This is a genomic window from Sorangium sp. So ce295 (assembly GCF_051527405.1).
In the GTDB taxonomy this organism is placed as follows: Bacteria; Myxococcota_A; Polyangia; order Polyangiales; family Polyangiaceae; genus Sorangium; species Sorangium cellulosum_B.
This window is the reverse complement of sequence record NZ_CP150324.1, coordinates 3,058,281-3,080,956: the sequence shown is the minus strand read 5'-3', so window position 1 is coordinate 3,080,956 and position 22,676 is coordinate 3,058,281. Positions and strand designations below refer to the sequence as shown.

General features: G+C 72.3%; 16 protein-coding genes. 2 read left to right on the top strand and 14 right to left on the bottom strand.

Features of this window, described 5'->3' with window-relative positions:
- Positions 1-116 precede the first annotated feature (116 nt).
- The 11 genes from WMF11_RS11900 to WMF11_RS11850 all read right to left on the bottom strand — a co-directional run bounded on the left by WMF11_RS11900 (position 117) and on the right by WMF11_RS11850 (position 14,862).
- Complete coding sequence (locus tag WMF11_RS11900; protein ID WP_437977537.1) at positions 117-695, bottom strand: Uma2 family endonuclease; 579 nt, start codon at positions 693-695, stop codon at positions 117-119.
- 173 nt (positions 696-868) lie between these two features.
- Positions 869-2,608: a cytochrome c/ABC transporter substrate-binding protein gene (locus WMF11_RS11895; RefSeq protein ID WP_437977536.1), complete on the bottom strand. Its 1,740-nt coding sequence runs from the start codon at positions 2,606-2,608 to the stop codon at positions 869-871.
- Entirely contained in the window at positions 2,601-3,323 is a 723-nt protein-coding gene (locus WMF11_RS11890; RefSeq protein WP_437977535.1) for an SCO family protein, read from the bottom strand. Before WMF11_RS11890 ends, WMF11_RS11895 begins: the two co-directional genes overlap by 8 nt.
- Before the next feature lie 7 nt (positions 3,324-3,330).
- Positions 3,331-3,948 carry an SCO family protein gene (locus tag WMF11_RS11885; protein ID WP_437977534.1) on the bottom strand — a complete coding sequence of 206 codons (618 nt, stop codon included), beginning with the start codon at positions 3,946-3,948 and terminating at the stop codon, positions 3,331-3,333.
- On the bottom strand, positions 3,945-6,134 hold the full coding sequence (locus WMF11_RS11880; RefSeq protein ID WP_437977533.1) for a YncE family protein: 2,190 nt from the start codon (positions 6,132-6,134) through the stop codon (positions 3,945-3,947). The genes WMF11_RS11885 and WMF11_RS11880 overlap by 4 nt, the downstream gene beginning before the upstream one ends.
- 19 nt (positions 6,135-6,153) lie before the next feature.
- Complete coding sequence (locus tag WMF11_RS11875; RefSeq protein ID WP_437979303.1) at positions 6,154-10,896, bottom strand: copper oxidase; 4,743 nt, start codon at positions 10,894-10,896, stop codon at positions 6,154-6,156.
- Positions 10,897-11,198: 302 nt separating this feature from the next.
- Complete coding sequence (locus WMF11_RS11870; RefSeq protein ID WP_437977532.1) at positions 11,199-11,669, bottom strand: DUF3574 domain-containing protein; 471 nt, start codon at positions 11,667-11,669, stop codon at positions 11,199-11,201.
- Between the two features lie 133 nt (positions 11,670-11,802).
- The gene (locus WMF11_RS11865) at positions 11,803-12,174 is read right to left on the bottom strand and encodes a DMT family transporter (RefSeq protein WP_437908519.1); all 372 of its coding nucleotides are present in this window, start codon (positions 12,172-12,174) and stop codon (positions 11,803-11,805) included.
- 146 nt (positions 12,175-12,320) lie between these two features.
- Positions 12,321-12,755 carry a nuclear transport factor 2 family protein gene (locus WMF11_RS11860; protein WP_437745550.1) on the bottom strand — a complete coding sequence of 145 codons (435 nt, stop codon included), beginning with the start codon at positions 12,753-12,755 and terminating at the stop codon, positions 12,321-12,323.
- Positions 12,752-13,714 carry an aldo/keto reductase gene (locus tag WMF11_RS11855; RefSeq protein WP_437977531.1) on the bottom strand — a complete coding sequence of 321 codons (963 nt, stop codon included), beginning with the start codon at positions 13,712-13,714 and terminating at the stop codon, positions 12,752-12,754. Before WMF11_RS11855 ends, WMF11_RS11860 begins: the two co-directional genes overlap by 4 nt.
- Positions 13,715-13,770: 56 nt before the next feature.
- The gene (locus WMF11_RS11850; RefSeq protein WP_437977530.1) at positions 13,771-14,862 is read right to left on the bottom strand and encodes a type III polyketide synthase; all 1,092 of its coding nucleotides are present in this window, start codon (positions 14,860-14,862) and stop codon (positions 13,771-13,773) included.
- 813 nt (positions 14,863-15,675) lie between these two features.
- Between WMF11_RS11850 and WMF11_RS11845 the strand changes: the two genes are divergently transcribed.
- Positions 15,676-16,086, top strand: coding sequence for a hypothetical protein (locus WMF11_RS11845; protein WP_437908516.1), 411 nt, complete (start codon positions 15,676-15,678; stop codon positions 16,084-16,086).
- A 241-nt stretch (positions 16,087-16,327) separates the two neighbouring features.
- Complete coding sequence (locus WMF11_RS11840) at positions 16,328-17,362, top strand: OmpA/MotB family protein (RefSeq protein ID WP_437977529.1); 1,035 nt, start codon at positions 16,328-16,330, stop codon at positions 17,360-17,362.
- A gap of 45 nt (positions 17,363-17,407) precedes the next feature.
- On the opposite strand, the gene WMF11_RS11835 is transcribed toward WMF11_RS11840, so the two are convergent.
- From WMF11_RS11835 to WMF11_RS11825, 3 genes are all read right to left on the bottom strand, one after another.
- Positions 17,408-20,056 carry a VIT domain-containing protein gene (locus WMF11_RS11835; protein ID WP_437977528.1) on the bottom strand — a complete coding sequence of 883 codons (2,649 nt, stop codon included), beginning with the start codon at positions 20,054-20,056 and terminating at the stop codon, positions 17,408-17,410.
- Entirely contained in the window at positions 20,053-20,556 is a 504-nt protein-coding gene (locus tag WMF11_RS11830) for a helix-turn-helix domain-containing protein (protein WP_437977527.1), read from the bottom strand. The genes WMF11_RS11835 and WMF11_RS11830 overlap by 4 nt, the downstream gene beginning before the upstream one ends.
- A gap of 142 nt (positions 20,557-20,698) precedes the next feature.
- Complete coding sequence (locus tag WMF11_RS11825) at positions 20,699-22,672, bottom strand: hypothetical protein (protein ID WP_437977526.1); 1,974 nt, start codon at positions 22,670-22,672, stop codon at positions 20,699-20,701.
- Between the last annotated feature and the right edge of the window lie 4 nt (positions 22,673-22,676).

Here is a 22,676-nt window from a genome sequence, read left to right as displayed (position 1 = left end):
CGGACCGCGGCCCCGGGACGCGGAGACAAAGGCACCGCGAGAGCGCCGATCACGTTGGAGTCCGCTACCGATAGGCCGGCCTCGTGGCGAATATCGGCGCGCGGCCTCCGCCCACGTCAGTCGCCGGTGAGCTCGAACGCGCCTTCGTACACCGCGTCGATCGAGATGGTAGCGCCGTTCGCCAGCGTCAGTGTGTCGCCGGCCTCCAGCACCCGGTAGCGCCAGGAGCCATCCGCCTCGCGACGATAGTGCTCGACCCGCGCAGACGTCTGCGAAACGAGCACGTAGTCGGTCAGCGAGGCGAGGCGCTGGTACGCCGCCCACTTCTTGCCGCGGTCGTACGGCTCGGTGCTCTGCGAGAGGACCTCGACAAGGATGCACGGGTTCGTGAGGACATCGCTCGTGCCAGGTTCCGTGTCCATGGGGCCGCACACCACGACCGAGTCCGCATAAACGTAGCGCTGCCCTTGCTCGGCCGAGATCCGCTGATCGGACGTCAGCACGTGGCACCCCTTGCCGCGAACGGCCGCTCGAAGCTCCGCGATCATGGCGCCTGACAGCAAGTTATGCCGAGGGCTGCCACCCGCCATCGCGAACACCTCGCCGAGATGGTACTCGTGCTTCGCAGGCTGGCTCCGCTCCCACGCCAGGTACTCCGCGGCGCTCATGTTCCGCATCGCGGCGGGATCACCCATGGCGCCGAGCCTAGCGCGACCCCGCATGGGGAACCAGCCCGGGGAGGCCCCCATCACTTTGGGTCGCTTAGCTCATCGGCTCGAGCGAGGACGCGCGCGCGATGGCTGCACTCGCCCTGGTCACGAGAGCACGGTGCGTGGGCAGGGAGGACCGAGGTCGGAATGGCCCCGCCCTACGGGACCACATCGATCCACTCCGACGCTCGCACGGCGGTGTCGGACGTCGGATCCATCCGGAAGACGCTCGCTCCGAGGACGCCGGTCCGGCGGTTCCGGGCGAAGGTCACGGGCGGCGCCGGGCCCGCGTCGAAGTCTCGCAGCCGCTCGAGCGCCGCGATCAGCCCCTCTCGTGTCGCGTGGGCGCCGGCGCGCTTCAGCGCCTCGATCGCGATCTGCGCCGCGACGTAGGCGCTCGCCTGGACCCCGAGCGGCCCCGGCGCCACGCCCGCCCGGCGCAGGAACGCCTCCAGCGCGTCCTCTGATGCCCGCTCCCGCTCGCCCAGGGAGCCTGGGTACAGGAACAGCGCGCGGCCGGCGAGCTCGCGGGACGGCGCCCCGGCACTTCCGGCGAGCGATCCCAGCGAGGCGTAGATCGGCGCGGCCGATCCCGCGTCTTCCAGCGCCGCCTTGACGCTCGCGAGGTCCGCGCCGGGGCCCCAGAAGAGCACCGCCCGCGCCCCGTGCGCCCGCACCGCGCCGGCCACGCCGCGCGGCGAGAGGTGGCCTGGCTCGAAGGAGAGCACTGGCGGCGCAGGAAGATCGCGGTGAGCAGCCTCCGCGCGCGCGCCTGACGCCCAGGCCTCGCCGGCGCGGTCGCGCGTGTGCACGACGAGCGCAAGCGCACCCGCGGTCGCACGAGCGCGGGCGAGGTGCTTGATCGCCACGCGGGCCAGCACGTCGGGCCCCGGCAGCACTCGGAACACCATGTCGTCGGCCCCTGCCGCGACATCCCGCGCGCGGCCAGGGGCGCCGCCGGCCAACCCGGGTGCGCCCGCCCCGCCAGCCAACCCGGGTGCGCCCGCCAGCGCCAAGGGCCCCACGAGCGGCGCCCGCTCCTCCGAGAGGCGCGCCCGCAGCGCCGGATCCCCGTCGAAGGCGCTCCCCACCAGCGCCAGCACGCCCCGGTCCAGGAGGCGCGCCGTCGCCCCGGCATCGCCCGCCGGCCCGGCGCTGTCCTCCACGCGCAGCTCGAGCCTCCGCCGGTAGAGGCCGCCCCGCGCGTTCACCTCGGCGAACGCCGCCATCAGCACGTCGCGCGCGGCCGCGCCCATCGGCGCCTCCGGCCCGGTCAGCGGCAGCGCGGCGCCCAAGGCCACTGAGCCCGCCGTGACGCCAGGGTCCAGATCCCGGCCGACACAACCCAGATAGTCAACGAGATCCGACAGATCCGCCTCTGCCAGGCGGTACCGCGGCATCACCGGGCTCAGCCGCTGCCCCGCGGGCCCTCGCCCCTCGCGGATCGCCGTCACCAGCGCGGCGGCGGTCATCGCCCCCTCGCCTGTCCCGCTCCCCCGCCCTGCTCCCCCACCCCGCTCGCCGCTGGCCGCCAGGCGCCGCTCGGCCGCGAGCGGCGGTGCCGTGACGCCCCCCTCGGTCGTCCCCTCCCCGCTGGGGCCGTGGCAGCCCGCGCAGGCGGCCTCTCGGCCGGAGAGCGCCGCGGCGCCGCCGGCGATCGCGCCCTCGATGGCCCGGCCGTCCTCGGTCGCGCCGCGCTGGTAGATGCGCTTGCCGCGCCGGGCGGCCGGCGAGAGATCCTCGCACGACGCCACCTCGCCCGCCGCAGGCGCGTACGCCCGGGGCGCTCCCTCATCACGGCCGAGCGCCCACGCCGCGACCGCGCAGAGCGCCACCGCCGGCACCGCCGCCAGGAGGCCGAGCCGCCCCCTGCCAGAACGGGCCCTCGCCCTAGCCACCGCCCGCGCTCCGCGCCGCAGCCCCTCGCGGCGAAAGGAACGCCCGGACCTCGTCCGCGAGGCGCCCCGGCGGCGCGATGCCCTCGACCCGCGTCCAGCGGCCCTCCGCCTCGCGCCCGATGAGCGTGATCGGCGCGTGCCGCTCCTTGATCGGCGCGCGCCCTCCGAGCGCGTCCAGCACGCGGTTCACGCGCTCGCGCCGCCCCGTCAGGAACGACCAGCCCTTCCGCCGGCCGAACTTCTCGGCGTACGCGTTCAGCCGCTCCGGCGTGTCCATCGCGGGGTCCAGCGAGATCGAGACGAGCCGCACGTCCCGGTCCAGCGCGCCGCCGAGCTCGGCCTGGAGCCGGCCGAAGATGGCCGTCATCGGCGAGCAGATCGTCGTGCAGGTCGTGAAGATGAAATTGACGGCGAGCACCCGGCCCCTGGCGAGCTCGCGCAGACGGACGGGGCGGCCGTCCTGATCCACGAGCTCCTCGTCCAGCACCTCGACGCCCGTCGCCGGCGAGGCGCGCACCTCCGCCGCGCCGTCCGCGGAGAGCCCAGGCGGCCCCGCGGCCGCGGAGACGTCCAGAGCATGCCCAGGCGGCCCCGCGGGAGCGGGGGCGGCGTGCTCGCCGGGAGGCGCGCTCCCGCGGCCGCACGAGGCCGCGGCGAGCGCGCCGGCGAGGAGAACGACCAGCGCTTTCAATGCACCGAGCGACAGGAAACGCATGTCGGCCTCACCGTGGGTCGTTGAGGTGCTGGACGGCGCGCGCGAGCGCCTCGGGCTCCTCGGTGGCGAACGCCTTCAGCCACATGCCGGTCGACGTGTCGCCGACGAGCAGCGTCATCGTGTGCTCGTCGGGCCGCTTCACCTGGCCGCCGAGGCGCTTCAGCACCGTGGCGACGTTCTCGGGCGTGCCGGTCAGGAAGTACCAGCCCTCGCCCGCCTTGAACTTCGCGGCGTACTCCTTCAGCGCGGCCGGCGTGTCGTTCTCCGGGTCGACCGTGATCGTCAACATCGTCACCGCCTGCCCGCGCGCCCGCAGCAGCGCCTGCACGCGCGCGAGGTTCGCCGTCATCGTGGGGCAGACGCCCTTGCACGAGGTGAAGGCGAAGTTGATGAGCACCTTCCGGCCCCGCAGCAGCCCGTCGTAGAAGCGGTGCGCGCGGCCGTGCTGGTCGACGAGCTCGGTGTTGGTGAAGTACCGCGCCGCGGCGGCGTCGTCCTCCCGGGAGACGCCGCCGATCTTCATCCGCTCCACGCGCGGCGCCTTGCCCTCCGCGGGCGTGAAGCGCGCGGACGAGCAGATCGCGAGCGCGAGGGCCGCCGCGGCGAGGGCCGCCCCGGGCCTCATCGCGCACCTCCGCGCTGCGCGCCGGCGCCGCGCGCGGAGACGCGCAGCGGGACGAACGGGAGCGCGCCGACAGGCGCCCCGCGCCCAGGGACGGCGGCGAGGAAGCGGTACTGGCCCGGCGCGGGCGGGGTGAACGCGACGGAGAACGTGCCGTCCCCCTCGGCCCGCGGCGCGCCGCGGAAGCGGTACCCGGCCGGGAACCGGACGACCATCACCTCGATGTCTTCCGCGTCGAGCGCGTCGAGCGGAGGGCCCCCTTCGCCCGCGGTCGCGCGGAAGCGCAGCGTCGCGGGCTCGCCCGCCGCGAGCCGCTGGTCGGGCTCGAAGAGCGGCGCGATCGCGATGTCCTTCACGGGATCGCCCCCGCAGCCGGACGCGTCGGCCTCGCCGTCGCCCGGGGCGCAGCGCGCGGGCGCCACGGTCGCCTCGAGGCACACCCCCGTCCGCGGGCGGTCGAGGAGGAGCTCGACGTCGTAGAGCCCCCCCTCGCCGAGGCGCACCGTGGTCGCATACACGCCCGGGCGCACCTCCTTGAGCGACCTGTCCTCGACGAGGATCGATCGCGGCTCGCGGCCGTAGCTCGGCAAGGTGCCGATCGGGGCCATCATGCCCTCCACGTAGACGTAGAGCGCCTTGTCGGCCGGGCTCGCGACGAGGGCGCCGTTGCCCTCGGGCAGGGGCGCGATGGGCGTGGCGAGCGCGGCCGGCCCTGGCGGCGCCGCGGCGGCGAGAGGCGGGCCCTGGCCGACCGCGATGTCGACGAGGGGCGGGGTCGCCGGGCCGCCGAGGGCCGACCGGTCGACGAGCGAGACCCGCGCGGCGCCCCGGTTGCGGATGTAGGCAAAGGCGCCGGTGAAGGTGACAGCGTCCGGCGCGGCCAGCCCGGTGAGCGTGTGCGCCACCGCGCCCGTCGCGCCGTCGAGCACGGCGACCTCGTTCGCGGACGGGTTCAGCGCGAACGAGAACCGCCCGCGCGGGTCGAACTGGAGCGCGCCGAGCCCGGGCTTCAGGGCGACGCGCCCGGCGACGGCCCGGCGCGCGACGTCGAGGATCACGACCTCGCCGCGCGCGGCGTTCGCCGCGTGGACCACGCCCGCTTCATCGCTCGCCGCGATGGAGACGACCCCCTCGCCCACCGCGATCTCGCCGAGCGGCTCGAGCGTCTCGCCGTCCACCACGGCCACCGACTCCCCCTGCTGGCTCGTGATCCACGCGGCGCGGCCGCCGCCGGTGAAGGCGATCTCGTGGTGGCCCGGCCCCACCGGGAGCGTCCTTAGGACGTCCGTCGAGCGGGCGTCGATCACGCTCACCGTCCCGTCGCCGTCGTTGCCCACCCAGACCGTGCGCCCGTCGGGGGCGACCACGACGCGCGACGGATCCTGGCCGACGGGGACGTTCGTCCGGACGAGCCCCCGCCGCGTGTCGACAACGGCGAGGCCCTGCCCGCCCCGGAGCGTGACGTAGAGGCTCTCCCGGTCGGGGTGCATGACGAACGAGACGCCGCGGCCCGCGAGGCTGACCACGCTCCGGAGCTGCGTCCTGGCGAGGGCGACCTGCGGGTTGATGGCCGAGAGGGAGTTGTCCTGGTTCAGCGTCCAGAGGAGGTAGGCGTTCATGTCGACCTCGGGGCGCACGGACAGGAGGCCCGCCATGAAGCTCTGGATCTTCCCCCGGCACGCCGCCTCGTCCGGCGCGGCGTCGACCGCGCCGCTGGCGAGGCTCGCCGCGGGCGCGCCGCCGGAGAAGCTCGCCGCGGCGGCGCCGTCCGCCCCGGCGCGGCGCGACATCCAGCCGAGGGGCGTGAGGCCACGGACCGGCGCGCCCGTGGACGCGTCGGTGATGGTGAACTCGGCCACGACGTCGGAGCCCGCCACCGCCGCGGCCGGCGCCGCCCCGGGGCCGGTCCCCCCGCCCTGCTGGCCGCGATCCAGCGGCCGCAGGGCGAACGCGATGGAGAGCCCATCGCGCTCGACCCGGCTCTCCTGCAGGGGAGCCGCCGGCTCCTCGGGCTGCGCCGGCGGCGCGAGCTGCGCCGGCTGCGCCGGCCGCTCGGCCCCCGGGTCCTGCGAGGCAGGGAGCGCCTCTCTCCGGCCGCAGCCGAGCGCCGCAGAGGCGCTGAGCCAGGCCAGCGAGAGCCAGAGTCCGCGCGCGCCCATCGAGGCGCCGTCCATCGAGATCCGTCGCATCACAGGCCCCTCCTCCCGCTCACGGCGTGACCCGCCAGATGCCCCAGAGCCCGCCGGTGAGCATGGCGTTCGACTGGTCCATGTAGAGGCGATCGCCGGGGACCTCGAACATGCCGCCCGACCTGAAGTAGGGAGTCACCGTCCACGCGGTCATGGGGCCGATGCCGCTGTGCGCGCTCACGGCGAAGCTCTTGCTGTTCCGGCCCTGGTACCGGGATCCCGAGCCTTGCGCCCACGGGTTGTACGCCCACTCCGTGTTCGAGAGCCCGAACGAGTGCTGGCGCCGGTGCCCCGAGGCCTGCAGCACCCGGAAGCGCACGCGGTCATAACGCCCCGCCGTGAAGACCGGCGTCGCCGGATCGCCGCGCCCCGCCGAGCTGAAGACGCCGCTGACGTCGAGGCCCTGGCGGGCGCCGAGCGGCGCGTCCGGCCCCGCGCCGAGCCGCGCCCAGATGGGCTCGGCGCGGTAGTTGAACGCCTTGTGGCCCGTGAAGTCGGGATCGGGAGGGCCAGCGACGTTCGCGAGGGTGTGGCCGCAGCCCAGCGCCCGGTTGAGGCAGTGGAAAGCCTCCTGATCCGACTGCAAGGGCACCTCGTCCTGGTAGAGGAGCACGAACTCGCGGAACCAGATCTCGGAGCCGTTCTCGTCCCTGTACTTCACCTGGGCGGCCGCGCGGGAATTCCGGCTCGGGTACCAGACGGCGCCCTCCGGCTCGACGATCAGCGCGCCGATCCCGCCGTGCATCGGGTGGTTCACCACGTCCGCCATGTCCTTGAGGTTCACGGCGCCGAGCTCGATGGGCTGCCAGCGGACGTCGCCCCGCGCCGTCACGGAGATGTCGCCGGCATACCAGGTGTACGTCCGCTGCTTCCCGCGCTCGACCGTCTGATCGGGGTTCTGGCCCACGCTCGCGCCGTCGCTCGCCGTCACGTCATACGCCACGAGCTGCGGGTGCAGCGAGACGCGGTTCGACGGCTTCACCTGGTTGACGTTGAACCCGTCGACGATGGGAGCGTTGTAGTTCCAGTGAGGCGACTTCGGCAGCTCCTCGGGCAGGTCGTTGACGAGCGTGACCTCGACGCACTCGCCGGCCGCCGCGCGCAGGACGAGCGGCTCGGGCGGGCGCGCGCCCGAGCGCAGGGCGGCCAGATCCTCCTCGAGGACGAACAGGATGGCGTTGGGATCGTGGAGCCCGTACGTCGCGTTGTACGTGAGGCGATCGTCCGGCAGGTTGCCCTTCGCGGTGATCGCGTGGACGACATACGGCCTCTTCTGCGCCTCCGGCGGGCACACCTCGACCTCCCGGCGCCTGCCCCTCGGCAGCGACGCGCCCGAGAGCGGCAGGAGATCCGCCTGCCGCTCGCCGTGGACGCGCAGGATGCCCCACCGCCCCTCCCAGAGATCGTCCGTCGGCGCCCCCGCATAGAGGTAGTCCGCGCCGCCCGCCGCGTTCTTCCGGAAGAGGGGCGCCGCGTCGAGCGCGAGATCCGCCTGCTCCGAGACGCCGATGACCTGCCCGTTGGCGTAGCCGCTGTCGGGATCGGTCGACTCGTTCAGCCACTTCTTCCCGTGCACGGTGAACACGTGCTGCTCCGCCTGCGCGCCCTGGGTGAGGCGGATCAGCGTGCGATCGCCCTCGTACGCGCGGAGCAGCGGCGTCGCGGGATCCCCGTGGACACGCGAGCTGAAGACGTTGTGCATGGCGCCGGCGTCGCCGCTCTTCTGGACGACCGCGCGCGTGCTGCAGTTGCGCTCTGCGATCCGGAGCGGGATCGGCTCGTTCCGGTAGTTGATGAGCCCGACGCCCGAGTCACGCCACGAGATGGCGTCGGGGGTGGAGGGCCCATGGGTGATGGCCACCGGCAGCGGCGCGGGCGCCTGCGACGACGGGTTCACCGGCCGGCCGCACTCGTCGTAGACGGGGCCATAATCGGCGATGCTCAGGTTGAACTCGCGGAACGGGCTCCGGGGGTCGCCCGGCGGAAACAGGATGTCGGCGCGGTAGCTCGTCGGCCCGCCGTCGCTGCGATCGCCGAAGAGCGCTCCGGTCTCGGGATCGCGCCAGATCGAGCCGGCCGGCTCGACGACGAGGCCGCCGTAGAGCCCGTGGTGCTGGTGCGATGAGGCCGAGAAGTGATCGTGGGTGAAGGCCGTGCTCAGCGCGCGGTCCTGGCCGGCCTCGCTCATGATCGGATCGGCAAACCAGCGCTGTGTCGTGGTCTGCGCCCCGAGCGACGCCGTGGTCATGCGCGGGTGGCGCGTCGGGTCCTCGAGCCGCACGCGCGCCCCGGGCTCGCCGCTCCTGACGCCGGCGGCGAGGGCCCCGCCGAGCGCGTTGGCCGCCTGGATGCGCGCCGCCACCTCCTCCATCGCGAGGGCCCCGTCCTCGTAGTTGAAGCCGTTCGCGCCGCCGTCCGAGGAGGTGACGTCGAACTTCACGAGGTGGATGTGCTGGCCGATGACGTCGGTGGGCGAGAAGACCTGGAAGTCGTCCGCCGCGAGCGCCGCCGGGATGAGGTTCGTCGCGTGGAACACGACGCACTCGCCGGATTGCGCGCGGATGAACAGCGGCTCCGGCGCCCTCGTGCCGTCGAGGGTGGCCTCGACGTCCTTCTCGAGGACGATCATGCGCGCCTGCGCGTCGTGCCAGCCGGCCCGGTTCACCGGGGCGTTGGTCTGGACGTAGGCCGCGCGGTAGGTGCGCACCGGCGCGTTTGGCGGGCACGGGTCCGCGAAGGGGGCGCCCGCGGCCGGCGGCTGGCCGTTCACGAGGAAGAGCGCCGGCTTGCCGTCCGCCGTGAAGGCGGGGTAGCCCTTGACGGGGAAGCCGTAGCGCTCCGGCGCGCGCACGGCGCCCGGGAACGCGCCCGCGTGGAAGTTGGCGGCCGCCACCTCCGACGGGGTGCCGTCCTTCGGCAGGAGCTGCACGTCGGCCCTGGAGAGCTGCACGTCGAAGAGGCCGCGGCCGCCGACCGCCGCGCCTCCCGGCGGCACGTTCGCGATGTAGTGGCGCGGGAGCCCGCCGTCGTGCTCCATGTCGCGGGGCGGCTGCGACGGCCGGTGCCCCGCGACCGCGGCGACGTAGAACGGATAACCCGGCATCGGGTCGCGCTCCACGGTCTTCCCGTCGGCCATCCTGACCGGCGTCCGCTCGTAGGTCGGCATCGGCGCCAGCGCGACGCCGGGGATCGGCACGACCGCGGGCGTGGGCGTCCCCGCCGCGAGCTCGCCGTCCGGGAGCGCGCGGTCCGGCGTGCCCGCCTCGAAGACGTCGTGCGTGCGCCAGAGCCCCCACATGCCCTGCGCGAAATGGGCATACAGGTGGCAGTGGTAGATGGCGTCTCCCACGGAGAGGTTGCGGTTGCCGCCTCCGCCATAGGTGATGTCATACGTGTAGGCGGCCCTCGGGCCGATGGTCTGCGAGTCGATGTACGCGCTCTTCTCGTTGCCCGGCGACCGCAGCCACTGGTGGCCGTGGAGGTGGAAGACGTGCGTCTCGCTGGGGCCGGCGTGGAGGTTCCTGACGCGGACGGGATCCCCGAGGTAACCGTGGGATACGTTCGAGGGGTCGTCCGGATAGAGCGCCTCTGTCGCGTTGCCGGCGTCGTCCCGATCGATGTTCAGCGCCGGATCCCCGTTGACCCACGAGCTCAGGAAGAACTCCTCGAACTTGCACTCCTCGCAGCGCTTGCTCGGGCCGATCTTCCGCTTGTTGGCGAAGACGGCGCTGCCCAGGCTGGCGGCGCCGTAGTTGATGCCGAAGCCGGTGCGCACGCCGTTGTAGCGCGGGTCCGCCTGGTACTCCGCGATGGGCTGCACGACGCTCAGGATGTCGTGGAAGAGCACCGTGAACTCGCGGAAATAGCCCATGTTCTCGGAGGCAGGGGACCCGGCCTCCGTCTCGTCGAAGCCCGCGATGATGGCGTTGACGTCGCCGTGCACGATCTCGCCGGCGTCGTCGATCATCTTCAGGATCGGCTGACCGGACGCGTCGACCGCGTTGTAGTCGATGCGCGGCGTGCCGTCCGGGTTCGACGGGTTCAGGGAGGCGGCCGAGAGCTCGGCGGCCGTCACCTGCGAGCGGTACGCGACCGCGCCCGGCGGCTCGACGGTGACGGCGCCGTACAGCGTCTGGGAGATCCGCCGCCCCGGCCCGGGCTCCGAGCCGACCATGGCGCCGCCGCTGTGCATGAGGAACGTTCCCTCGCGGCCGGCGAAGAGCTCGTACGTGCGCGTCTCGCCCGGCGCGGCCAGGGAGCTCTCGTTCTTCCCGACGTCGCCCGCCAGCGCGTCGAGGTTCCGGATCTGGAGCCCGACCACCTGGATCGAGGCGTCACGGGTCGACGCGGAGGTGCTCGGCAGCGGGCCGGTCGCGGGCGTGAGCCAGTTGGTGAACGAGATGGAGAGCCTGTCGCCGGCGTTGACCCGCAGGACGAGGGGCCTCGGGCGCTTGCCTGGACGCAGCGTCGCGTTGCCAGGACCGATGGACTTCGACGGATCGGCGGCCACCACGTCCCGGCGGAGCGCATACACCATGCCCCCGGGGTTGAACGCGCCGAGGCGATCGTAGACGAACATCTGATCGATGGCCACGACGTCCGCGAACACCGTCCTTCCAGACGCGGGTGCATGGAAGTCGTAGCGCACCTCATCTTGGCTCTCCAGGACGCTCTCCTCCTCCGGAGGAGGCCCTTCGGAGCCGGAGCACCCAAGGACAGCCACCATCGTCATGGCCCATCCGGGCCGCCAGGGAAGCCTCATCAGCACGGGGATCTCCTTGCTCCGGGTGGAGCCGAGCAGGAGCGCTCGCGTCGAACGCTTTTTGTATGAACGCCAGGCACGAGCACGCCGACGGATGCGCGCGATGCAATGCGCGGCCATGCGCCGACCGAAGCCTGGCAGTTGTAATAAAACTCTGTCTCCCAGCCCCCCTCGGGTCAAGAATCTTCGCGATCAGGGGCTCGTCGAGCCGAGAGAACAGGCGCTGTTCCGAACAGACACGCGCGGGACATGCGCTGTCCCCGCGGCGGGCGGAGCGCTGCCTTCAGCGGCGGTTCCAGGCGTCAGAAGCCGACGCAGACGGGCTCGTCGATGCGCAGCACGGATTCCTGGTTGAAGCGAACCTTGTATTCCTTGCGGATCGCGTCGATGGCGTCCGAGGCGACCTGGCCGCCGTCGTGGAGGAGCATGATCAGCCGGCTGTCCTCGCGGATGAGCTTCCCCGTCGTCGCAAGGTACTGGCCGTCGACATCGAACTGGGTCAGCCCGTCCTTGAAGCGCGGGGTGATCGCCGTGTCGACGAACCCCTGCCACTCCGCCTGCGTCACGGGGGGCAGCTCGAACCGGTCCAGGCCGAAGAAGAGCTCGGTCCGCGTCATCGGATCGCCGCGCCCGCAGGCGGCGCCGGCCCGGCCGGGCGAGGGGTGCGCGGCGTCCTGGGGCGCGCCATGGCACGCGGTCGTCGCGAGCGGCGTCGCGAGCGGCGTCGTGAGGAGCACGGCGAGCAAGGCACGCGGGAGCGTTCGGCTGCGCATGGCGGCGGTCTCCGGGGTGAGGGCGTTCGGGCGCGAGGCGCGCGCCACCGTACCACGGCCCCACGCCGAGGGCGGGCGGACCGGCAGGTCGGTTTGGCAGTCCGGCGTCGCGCCGCGGAGGCCGGCCGGAGGCCTAGGCGATGTTGTACGCGAGCAGCGCGATCCCCGCCGCGATCAGGACGATGCCGCCGATCTGCAGCGCCGTCAGCGTCTCGTGCAGGACGTAGACGGAGAAGACCGAGATGAGCAGGAAGCCGCCCGACGACATGATCGGATAGGCGATCGACAGGTTGATGCGCTTGAGCGCCAGGACGTAGAACAGGATGTTCGACGCGAAGAGCACGAGCCCCAGCACGAGGTGGTAGTTCGTGACGAGCGCGAGGCACTTCTCGACGAGGGACAGCCCCTCCATCGAGGGGACGCGCCGCGACGCCAGCTTCATCAGGATGTTCGCTGTCGCGTTGAAGACGAGGGCGATGATGAGGAAGAGGTAACCTTGAGCCATGGCTGACGTGCGGCGAGCGCGCTCCCCGGGGGAGCTCGCCGTGCCCGGGAGGGCACCGGCGCGGCGCGCAGCAGTAGCAGATCCGGGAGGGTGGCGGGAACGACAAAGGGTGGGGCGAGGCCGTCGTGGCGCGGCCCCTCGGCGCCTCAGGCGGGCGGGGCGCCGCTCTCGTCGCCGAGGAACGCCATCACGGAGGCCACGTCGTACGCGTTCTCCCAGTGCTCCGTGATCAGGCCCCCGCGGAAGCGCCAGACCCCGCAGAACGGCATCGCCAGGCTCGCGCCGCCGAGGTGGGCGCGCAGCACGCCGAACGCGGCGCCGAAGTGATCGTTGGCGAAGATGTGCTGCACGTCCATCAGCAGCGTGCCGCCGGTCATGCGGATCAGCTCGCGCTCATGGGTGGTGGCGGCCGCCTTGCCGACGACGCGGCCGGCAGCCCTGTCGCGGCAGAGCTCCCGGTGCGCTGTGTGCAGGACCATGTCGTCGGCGACGAACTCCCCGATGCGCGACAGATCGGCGTAGAGGGTGCGCAGCTTCTGGACGTTCGGGTGGGCGGCGCTGGTTTGCAGCTGGGTGCTCATGGCATCTCCTTCGTGTGGGTGGACCCCGATTCCGACGCCGATGGACGCCACGTCTTCGCGGCGGCGGCGGCGTCCTCGATGGCGGCCAGCTCGCTCTCGTCGAGCTTCATGTCCGCCGCGCGGCAGTTCTCTTCCAGGTGCTTGATGGACGAGGTGCCGGGGATGGCGAGGATGGACGGCGACCTGTGCAGCAGCCAGGCGAGGGCCAGCTGGGCGGGCGTCGCGCCGCGCTCCTTGGCGAGCCCGGAGAGGACGCTGCCGGGCTTGGCGAGGTCGCCGTGTCCCATGGGGAACCACGGGATGAACGCCATGCCGTGCTGCTCGGCGTACCGCAGGGCCTTCTCCCCGGAGCGGTCCGCGACGTTGTACAGGTTCTCCACGGCGGCGATCTCGGTGATCTCGCGCGCCTTGGCGAGCTGCTCCACGGTGACCTCGGGCTGCCCGGAGAGGCCGATATGGTGGATCTTGCCCTGCTCCTTGAGCCGCGCGAGCTCGCCGAGCTGATCGGCCAGCGGTACGGCAGGGTCGATGCGGTGGAGCTGATAGAGCTCGATGCGCTCGAGCCCGAGGTTTCGCAGGCTCATCTCCACCTGCTGGCGGAGGTACGCCGGACGCCCGCACGGGACGATGTACGGGCGCCCCTGGACGGTCCAGTCCTCCGGTCCGGAGCGCAGCAGCCCGCCCTTGGTGGTGATCACGAGCCCCGCCGGGTACGGGTGGAGGGCGCGGCGGATGATCTGCTCGTTGGTGTCCGGGCCGTAGGCGTCGGCGGTGTCGATGAAGTTCACCCCGAGGTCGACGGCGCGCCGCAGGAGCCGGACGGCCGCGTCCGGGTCGGCCGGCGGCCCCCAGTAGCCCGGCCCGGTCAGGTACATGGCGCCATAACCCATGCGGCATACGGGACGGTCGCCTCCGAGCATGAACCTCAGCGACGGCGTCTTGAGCGATGCGTTGGTCATCAGCCTTCCCTTCCTCTTCTCACACGATTTTCATGGCAGGAGCGACAGGGTCGCTGTCACGCGGCGGAGGACGAACGCGCTCCGCCCCTGCTCTGGCCGTGATCGTTCACCCAGGAACCGACGGCCATCTCCGCCGTGATCCCCGGGCCGAACCCCGCGATCACGCCGCGCGCGCCGTCGGGCATCGGCCTGTCCGCGAACAGGCGTCCTAGAGAGTCGAGCACCACCGCGCTCGCGATGTTGCCGTATTCCGTCAGCGTGGCCCTGCTGTACCGGAACGCCTCCTGCGGCACCTCCAGGTACCTGCACAGATCGTTGAGGATGCGCGGACCGCCCGCGTGGACGATGTAGAAGTCGAGGTTGCCCACGTCCCAGCCGTGGCTCGCGACGAGCCGGCGCATCACGGGGGCGAGGGGCTTCATAGTCCCGGGGACCCGCTTGTCGAGCCGGAAGTGAAACCCCGTGTCCTTGACGGCGTACGAGATCCACTCCTCGGTGTCCGGGATGAGATACGCCTCGTTCCGCTCCAGCCGGATGCCGGTGCCCCCGCTGCCCCGGACGACGACCGCGCCCACCGCGTCACCGAAGAGGCCGTCGGACAGGAGCGATCCGACGTCATCGTCCGTCGGCTGGTAGCAGAGAGAGCAGAACTCGCAGGCCACGATGAGCACGTTGGCCTCCGCGTGAGCCGCGCAGAAGTCGTGCGCGCGGCTGATGGCCGCCGCCCCGGCCGCGCAACCGAGCTGCGCCATGGGGATCTGGCGCGTATCGTGCCGGAAGCCCATGGCGTTGATCAGATAGGCCGTCATAGACGGCATCATGAAGCCGGTGCACGAGACGAAGATGATGGCGTCGATGTCCCGCGCCGTGAGCTCGGCGTTCTCCAGCGCCTGCCGTATCACTGGCGGCACCCGTCGCTTGGCCTCCCGTTCGTAAATCCTATTTCTGATCTCGAAACCAGGGTGAGCGAGCGCCTGCTCCAGCGGCTGCACGATGTGCCGCTTCTGCACCCCGGTGCCGTTGATGAGCCGCAGTACGAGCTTCAGCTGCGGGTTTCTCGCGTGCAGCCGCTCCGCCAGCTTCAGCGTGTCTTCCCGCGTGATGATGAACTCCGGAACCGCGACCTCCGGCCTGCACAGTGTGGCCATACTTCCCCCCTACACATGATGAACTCGGAACGTCCGGCGTCGGCCGAGCCGCAGCGAACGGCGCCATGGAGCGGCACACGGAAGCAAGGACGTCGCGTCGATCGACCGCCTACCGCGCCGCCGGCTCTACAAAGCCCGGATTTCCCTCCGGACGCCCATGGCGCCGCAGCGTCGGGCCGCCAACGATTCCATCGAATACCGCAGGAAACACACATCGTCAATGGAAGGCGTGCGATTCCTAACAAGCCCTGTCCGACCAGCGAACATCCGACTCGCCATCCGTGCTCAACGTCGATTGTCCCTCATCCGCGCGCGCGTGCGTCCGCGCTCCCCGGCGGAGCGCAGCGCGGGCGGCGGCGCCCCGCGCCCCGCGGCGCGAGCGCGCCAGACGCACCGGGGTCTGCCCAGGGCAAGCCACCTCTCGCGCTCGCACCGCGGACGGCGCCCCCCGCGGGCGGAGCATTGGCGCGCACACTCAGAGTTGCAGTCTCGCGAGAGCGCCCCCTCGGCGTCGACCGGCGGCGCGCGCGAACATGGGTGTTCGCGCGCGAACGACCGATGAAGTGATGCCCTTTATCGGAGCCCTGCTATCGTGGGGTCAGGGGCCGATGTGGTCCGCCTCCACACTCCCCTGGCAGGTGCCATTCCTGCTTTTTTGCCGTCAACTTCGTCTCGCGACGTAAATCCACCGATGCCTGCCGCGGCGACGCGCGGCATGAGCTCGAGATGAACAGCACCTCTCGCGCGGGAACGAAGGACGAAGGCGAGAAAACCGTTAAACGACGACGGGGATCCACCGTGAGTGCGCACAACATGACATCGCTGCATACGGACAGCACGACGAGCACGACGACGCCCGCATCGGCCGAGAACCACGAAAGCCACGCGATCGATCGGCCATCGCTCCGGAGCGCAGCGCCTCCGGAGCGCGAGGCGACGCTGCACCGAGCGCCCGAGGACGGCCAGGGGCGAGGCGCCGACCCCCGGATGACCGCGAGCCTCTTCTCGACGTCGACATCGAAGACGCCGGGAGAGATCGACTCGGCGATGAAGATCCTGGCCAAGTCGGTCGCGCGGGAGCTGAGCAAGCATGGATATGGCCCTCGGGAGGCGATCGTCCTCTCGACGGAGCTCGTGCGGCTCATCTCTGCCGAGCTCGAGCACCGCAGGAAAGTGCATCAGGCCTCGCCGCCGAACGGCGCCGGCCACGAGCGGCTGTCGTAGGCAGGCTCACCCGCATCGCGAACGAGCGCGGGACCGCGCCCGGGCGGATCGATCCCGGAGCGGATCGGTCCCTCAGCCCGGTCCCTCAGCCCGGTCCCCTGCCCAGGTCGTGGAGGCCGGGGCTCGCCCCGGCCCGGCCGCGCCTTGTGGGATCACGGCCGCTCGGATAGGCTCCCGCCCGCTCAGCGCACCGGCGCGAGAAGGATGGATCCGGATGATCCGGCGAGAAGGAGCCTGCAAAGTGCAATTGCCTGTTTCGGGTGTCGCAGAGGTGAGCGCGAAGAGGCGCGCCGAGGCCTCCCCTCCCCGCGCCCTCCGGGCCGCTTTGGCCGGGCGCGGCCTGGCCGCGCTGGTCGCGTCTGCGCTCCTCGCCGGGTGCGGTTACACCGAGTTCGAATGGCAAGCTCAGCTCGACCGGTCCGAGCGCCTCCAGCGCGAGCTCGCGACCAGCCAGGCGCGCGTCCGCCAGCTGGAAGAGCAGGGCCCGCGCGGCGGCGCCGCGGCCGATCCACACTGGGCGAACGATCCGATCTCGGGCCTCGACGTCGGGCTGGGCGCGACGCCGCCGCGCGGCGAGCCGGCCGGGGCCCGCCCGGCGTCGGAGCGCGACAGCGACGTCCTCAGGGCGTTCTTGCCGGTCGCCGCCGGAGACGTCACGGTCGCGCCGCGCGACGGCCGCGTGGTCATCTCGATCCCGAGCCGGGTCCTGTTCAAGGGGAACCGCGACGCGCTCTCCCCGGCGGGGGAGAAGGTGCTGAGGGACATCGCCGCGATCATCCGCAGCAACGAGCCGCTCAAGGGCCTCGGCTACCAGGTCGTCGGCCACACGGCGAGCGGCACGCCCGGCGTGGCGTGGCGCAACGGCTGGGACGTGACGGTCGCCCAGGCGCGCGCCGTGCTGCTCTTCCTCGCGCAGCCCAAGGAGGCCGGCGTGCCCCTCGCGCGGCTCAGCCTGGCGAGCTTCGCCGATCTGCCGCCTGCCGACGCAAGCGGCGGCGCCCCGGCGCAACCGGCGGAGCCGCGCGTGGAGATCGTGATCGAGGGGACAGCGCAGCTCCCGGAGGGCCCCGCTCGCCCGGCTGGCGCGGCACCGGCTGGCGCAGCCCCCGCTGGCGCAGCACCGGCTGGCGCAGCCCCCGCTGGCGCAGCACCGGCTGGCGCAGCACCGGCTGGCGCAGCACCGGCTGGCGAGCCTCGTCCAGGCGGTGCGTCCCGCCCGACTGGCGAGACCCGCCCGGGAGCCGGCACGAAGGGCGGGGACGACACGTACCCGTGAAGGCTGCGCGAGGGCTGCCGCGGCCGTCCGGCCGCGGGGAGCCTGTCATGCGCCGTGCAGCTCCTCGACCCTTAGCCTGAGCAGCTCGGCGTCCCCGAGCTCGCCCAGCAGCGCGCGTACCGCCTCGGGCGCGGCGGCCGCCACGGCGTCGCGGACCTGCGCCCGCAGCCGCCGGCCGCCCGCGACGAGGTAGGCCGCCGCGAGCGCCGCGGCCACCTCCCCGTCGGCGCCGCCGCGCTGGAGGAGCGACGCGGCCAGCGCGCAGAGCGCCTCGATCGCCTTGGCGATCTGGGCGCCGTAGATGGGGTGGGCCGAGTCGACGCCCTGGTCATGGCACGCCGCGAGGCACAGGGCCGTGCTGGAGAGCCGGCTGAGATCGGTCGAGTCGCCGCGCTCCCAGAGCCCGGACGCGAGCTGCTCCTCGAAGACGCGCCCCAGGCCGTCTCCCTGGGACGAGACCCCACCTGGAACGGCGCTCGGCGCCGGCGCGGCGGCCGGGGCCGGCGGAGGCACGTGGTGCGGCGACGCGGGGCCGCCCGGCGCGGCGGCGGCCGGGGGCGCGACGGAGCCCGCCGCCCGGTCGGCCGAGCCGCGCGCGGCCGCGGCCCCTTCGGGCTGGAAGAGCTGCTTGGCGCGCGCCAGCAGACCGCCCGCGGCGGGCGCCGACCTGGGCGGGGCGGCGGCCGCCATGGGAGCAGGCGCGGGGGCCCTGGATCTCATGACGACGGGGCCGCCCGGGCCGCCCTTCCTCGGGGCGCGCCCGTCCGTCGCCCTCACCATCATCGCGTCGATCATGGGCCCGGACGCCCCCGGACCGCGGTGGCTCGACATCCCCCACCCCCCCGGCGCGCTCACCGGCACGGGCCGCGCCTCGGGTTGCCCGTGGGCGCGCCTGTCGCCCGTCCGCCGCTCGATCACCACGAACGACGCGTGCTTCGACGCCACCCGATGCCGGACCGCGAGATCCACGATGCGCTTTCGCATCGCCTCGGCGCGCTTGCCGGAAAGCCCGCGCTCCGACTCCTCCAGCTCCCGCACCCGCGCGCCCGCCCACAGCGCCTCGAGCCCGGGCCGCGACGCCTCCGCCGCGAGCTCGACCGGCACCTCGAGGTGGAACCGCTCCCCGCGCAGGGTCCCGCGGAGCGAGAGACGCCCCGTCCCCGGCTGCCCGTAGCGGCCGTAGAGCACCCACGGCTCGCCGTCGACGAGCGCAGGGCGCTCGGCCGGCGCGAGCTCGCCGACGTCGACCCCCTCGAAGCGCGCCTCGAGCCCGGTGACCCGGACCGCCGTCGCCCGCGCGAACTGGGCCGTGACCTTCTCGTCGATGCGCTCGCCCGGGTGGATGAACTCCGCTGCGCCCTCCGTCCGGCGCGCGAGATCGCTCACCAGCACATCGCTCACGTTCGTGCCGATGCCGAACGAGTAGATCCGCACCCCCTTGCCCCGCGAGACGACGCGATCGACGATCTGCGCCTCGTTGCCCACCTGGCCGTCCGTCAGCAGCACGACAACGCGGTCTCGCTCCGCGTCGCCGAGCATGCTCATCGCCGCGAGCAGCGGATTCAGCATCTCCGTCCCGCCGTCCGCGCGGAGGCCCTCGACGAACGCGTCCGCGGCCTTCAGGGTCGCCTGCGTGAACGGGGCGAGCGAAGGATCGAGCGACCGGAAATCGCTGGAGAACGCGATCACCCCGAACCGATCCCCCTCGGCGAGGTGGCGGAGGCACAGCCGGAGCGCGCGCTTCGCCTGGTCGAGCGACTCGCCCTGCATCGATCCCGACACGTCGACGACGAACACGACGTCGCGCCGGGAGGACGCCCGCTTCGCGTGTGCATGCGTGTCGAGCGTGTCGAGCGTGTCGAAGAGGTCCGGCACCACGGTGAGGGCGAAGGTCCCCTCCTGGCCTTTGGTCCTGTCGCACACCACGCCTGCCTGCACGCCCGGCGCGCCCGCCGCGAGCAGCACGATGTCCCGATCGAGCGCGGCCTTGTCGTTCCGGAGCGAGACCCGCTGGCGATACCCCTCTTCGCGGCGCACCGAGAGCGCGTGCGACGGGCTCTCGATCGCGACGTCGCGCCCGAGGTCGAAGACGATATCCACGGTGATCCCGTAGTCGACCCGCGCGATCTCGGGGGAGATGCGGTCGGCGTCCGGCACGTCGCCCGTGGGCTCCTGGGCGCCGTGCGCGGTCCGGTCGCCCCCGGTCGCGCCGGGGATGTAGCGGGGCGCGACGAGGGTCGGGATCATGAGCCGCAGCGCCCCCTCGTCGGCCGTGAGCGCCTGCACGAACGTGACCTCGACGACCGTCTCCTCCCCCGGCAGGAGGTTGCCGACGCTGGCCGTGAACACGTTGCGCCGCTCCTCGTCGAGCAGCGCCGCGCCGTGGCCGGTGGCGATGGCCTCGTCGTAGGCCTGGAACGCCTCTTCGCGCTCCTTGACCTCCCCCTCGATCCTGCGGCCGGCGCACTCCATGGCGAAGCCCGCGATGCTCGCCTCGCCCGGGAGCGGGAAGGTGTAGATCGCCTCGATCGGCCGGCGCTCCTCGTTCCGGTAGCGCTGCCGCACGACGAGCCGCGCCGCGCCGCCGAGGACCTCGCCCGAGAGGGAGACGCCGAGCAGCGGCACGGGGTGGCCCTCGGAGGTGCGGAGACACGACATCGGCGACGGGTGCGAAGGATCGTGGGAGGGGTTCATCGCGAGCCTTTCGGGGCAAGGGTTGTGTAACGAGACTCGATATCGAGGGCGATGCGCCGCGAGCTCTCCGGGGCGTCGGTCCGCACGTGGAGCTCCACCCCGTCGGCGATCTCGACCCGCTCCCAGCGCGCGCCGCGCGGCGCGGCGGCGGGCGGGCTCGAGGCGGCGGCCTCCTCGGGGCCGGCGCAGCGCGCCTCGAGAGCGCGCGGCGGCGCGCCCGCGGCGATGCGCTCGATCTCGTCGAGGCCCGCGGCCGCGAGGCGCGCCTGGATCTCCTCGAGCGGCAAGTGCGCCTGCTGGAGGACCTTGATGGCGCGCAGCCGCGCGAGGTGCTCTCGCCCGTAGGAGGTGTCCTTCCCGCGGAACTCCGGCGCCGGAAGGAGGCCGCGCTGCACGTAGTACCGCACCGTGCGCGGCGCCACCCCCGCCTCGCCCGCGAGCTCGTCGAGCTTGTACGTCATCACGAGGAGCATCCTGCATCGATACACTACAACTGTCAAGTATACAGCTTCAGTTCGCCTGCGCCCATGCATCTTCAGCGGAAAATTGAACAGGGAGGCGGGAGACGGGGAGATCTGGGATTTTACTCCCCGTCTCCCCGCCTCCCTGTTCAATTTTCCCGAATGAATTCGAGGGGATGCTTCAGAGAAGGTACTTGACCCCGAAGCCGAATTCGATGAACCCGAGCCCAGCCGGGTCCGAGAGGACATCGTCCTTCTTGTTCCAGAGGAACTTGTAGCGATAGCAGGTGCCGTCGCACCCCTCCTGATCCTTCTTCTTGAAGGGCGCCGAAAGGCGCAGGGAAGCGCCGCCGGAGACGACGAGGTGCTTCGAGAGGGCGGGCACGCCGACCATCACCTCGATCCGAGGGGTCACGGCGTTCAGGAGGACACGGCCCGAATCCTCGTACTCGACCGCCTCCGAGCGCCGGAGCGCGAGCTCGCTCAGCGGGGCGAGGAGGTCGATGAAGGAGGGTTGGATGGCGAAATAATAAGCATCCGTATAACGCACGACGCCGCGCAGGTTGATGGTGTTCGCGGAGGGCACGATCCTCGGCGATCCGCCCTCGCCGTCGACGTAGCTCGGGCTCCACGACACGCGCAGCGCCATGTCGGGCCTGTAGAAGGCGTGACCCCACGGTCGATCCATGCCGCCCCCCGTGCCCAGCTCCCGGAGCACCTCGACGGACGCCTCCCGGAACGCGGCCCGGTCGGCGTCCGAAGGGTTCTTGTCGTTGACCGTCGCGAGGACATAGACGATGACCGCCTCGGCGAAGCGCCGGTAGATCTCGACCTGATCCCCCTCGCCTCCGGGCCGCGAGGAGAAGAACGTCCTGATCGCGCGGCTCGCTGCCTCCCCGTATTCTCCCTGGCTGGCGAGGCGGATCGCCGGCCAGAGGTCCGCCTGGAGGTCGCCGATCTTCGTCAGCGCCGAGGACTGTCGCTCGATCTGGGCGCAGATCTGGCCGATCAGGTCCTTGTCACAGAGATCGCGGAGGGCGCCGCCGGCGGCGCCGATGACGTTCACGAAGCTCACGAGATCGAGGTTGTTCGCGCCGCCCCGCGTGCCGATGTTCCACTGGACCCGGAGGCGCTCGAGGTTGCTCAACCTCGAGCGCAGCTCCCGGGCACGAGCGGCTGCGTCTGCCCCGGCGGTGCCTGGCGCGGCGGGCGCGGCAGACAAGAGGACAGGGATGATCTCGTCGAGCTTCTTGCCGCCGCGCAGGACGTCTCTCGTGACCAGGACCGCCTCGTCCAGGAGTGTTCTCCTCACGGCGTCGTCCGTCACCTCGAGGGCCTTCGCGGCGGTCGCGCCGACCACGACGGCGGCTGCCCTGATGAAGTGCTCCTCCGCCAGGGCGTCTTTCCTCTGGAGAATGGCGCGAACGGCGAACGCGAGCTCACAGGCGTAGCTGGTCCCTGACGCTGCGCTCGCGCCGCAGTCCTTCTCGAGCGGCGACGGCGCGCCTGCGTCCGTGACGCCCGAAGCGAGATCCTCCTTGAGCACGGAGACACAGGTGTTCAGCGACCGCGGGTCGAGCCTGGTCCACGTCAGCTTGCTGGGCGCCGCGCGCTCGGCGCGAGCGTCGTCGGCGCTCGCGAACTTGTGCAGGAGCTCGATGCTCTGCGTCCCCTGCGGCTTTCTTATCTGGCCCTCGCTCGACGTCAGCCCGACGTAGACCATGTGCCCCGCGAAGCCCGCGGCCTCGTCCGTGACGCTCGTCCGGATCGCGTTGAACTGCCGCCGGAAGACCCGCTGGAGCGTGAGAGGGAAATAGGTGAGGATCGGGAACCCGCTCTTTATGCTGAGCCTCAGCTCGCCGCGCTTCTTCTCCAGCGCCTCCTTCGCAGGACCGTCGGCGGCATCTCCGAGCTGGTCGACGATCCCCACATAGTCGTTGAGTTGCTGCTCCGTGCTCGCCCGGCGCGCCGTCTGGCACACCAGGTTGGGGACGACCGCCTCGGCGACCTCCCGCTGGATGAGATCCTCGATGATGTCCCTCACGTCCTCGTAGACGGCGCCCGCGATCTGAGCGCTCGCCGTTCCAGCGAAGCTCGTCACCGCCATCGCGGCGGCCGCGCACAGGGCCGCGATTCTCCGGGGGTGTCTCGCCATGGCG

Bases quoted from the DNA above. Each gene is read 5' to 3' on its own strand.
- WMF11_RS11900 (WP_437977537.1), bottom strand. From the start codon at position 695: ATGGGTGATCCCGCCGCGATGCGGAACATGAGCGCCGCGGAGTACCTG.
- WMF11_RS11890 (WP_437977535.1), bottom strand. From the start codon at position 3,323: ATGCGTTTCCTGTCGCTCGGTGCATTGAAAGCGCTGGTCGTTCTCCTC.
- WMF11_RS11885 (WP_437977534.1), bottom strand. From the start codon at position 3,948: ATGAGGCCCGGGGCGGCCCTCGCCGCGGCGGCCCTCGCGCTCGCGATC.
- WMF11_RS11880 (WP_437977533.1), bottom strand. From the start codon at position 6,134: ATGCGACGGATCTCGATGGACGGCGCCTCGATGGGCGCGCGCGGACTC.
- WMF11_RS11875 (WP_437979303.1), bottom strand. From the start codon at position 10,896: ATGAGGCTTCCCTGGCGGCCCGGATGGGCCATGACGATGGTGGCTGTC.
- WMF11_RS11870 (WP_437977532.1), bottom strand. From the start codon at position 11,669: ATGCGCAGCCGAACGCTCCCGCGTGCCTTGCTCGCCGTGCTCCTCACG.
- WMF11_RS11865 (WP_437908519.1), bottom strand. From the start codon at position 12,174: ATGGCTCAAGGTTACCTCTTCCTCATCATCGCCCTCGTCTTCAACGCG.
- WMF11_RS11860 (WP_437745550.1), bottom strand. From the start codon at position 12,755: ATGAGCACCCAGCTGCAAACCAGCGCCGCCCACCCGAACGTCCAGAAG.
- WMF11_RS11855 (WP_437977531.1), bottom strand. From the start codon at position 13,714: ATGACCAACGCATCGCTCAAGACGCCGTCGCTGAGGTTCATGCTCGGA.
- WMF11_RS11850 (WP_437977530.1), bottom strand. From the start codon at position 14,862: ATGGCCACACTGTGCAGGCCGGAGGTCGCGGTTCCGGAGTTCATCATC.
- WMF11_RS11845 (WP_437908516.1), top strand. From the start codon at position 15,676: ATGACATCGCTGCATACGGACAGCACGACGAGCACGACGACGCCCGCA.
- WMF11_RS11835 (WP_437977528.1), bottom strand. From the start codon at position 20,056: ATGAACCCCTCCCACGATCCTTCGCACCCGTCGCCGATGTCGTGTCTC.
- WMF11_RS11825 (WP_437977526.1), bottom strand. From the start codon at position 22,672: ATGGCGAGACACCCCCGGAGAATCGCGGCCCTGTGCGCGGCCGCCGCG.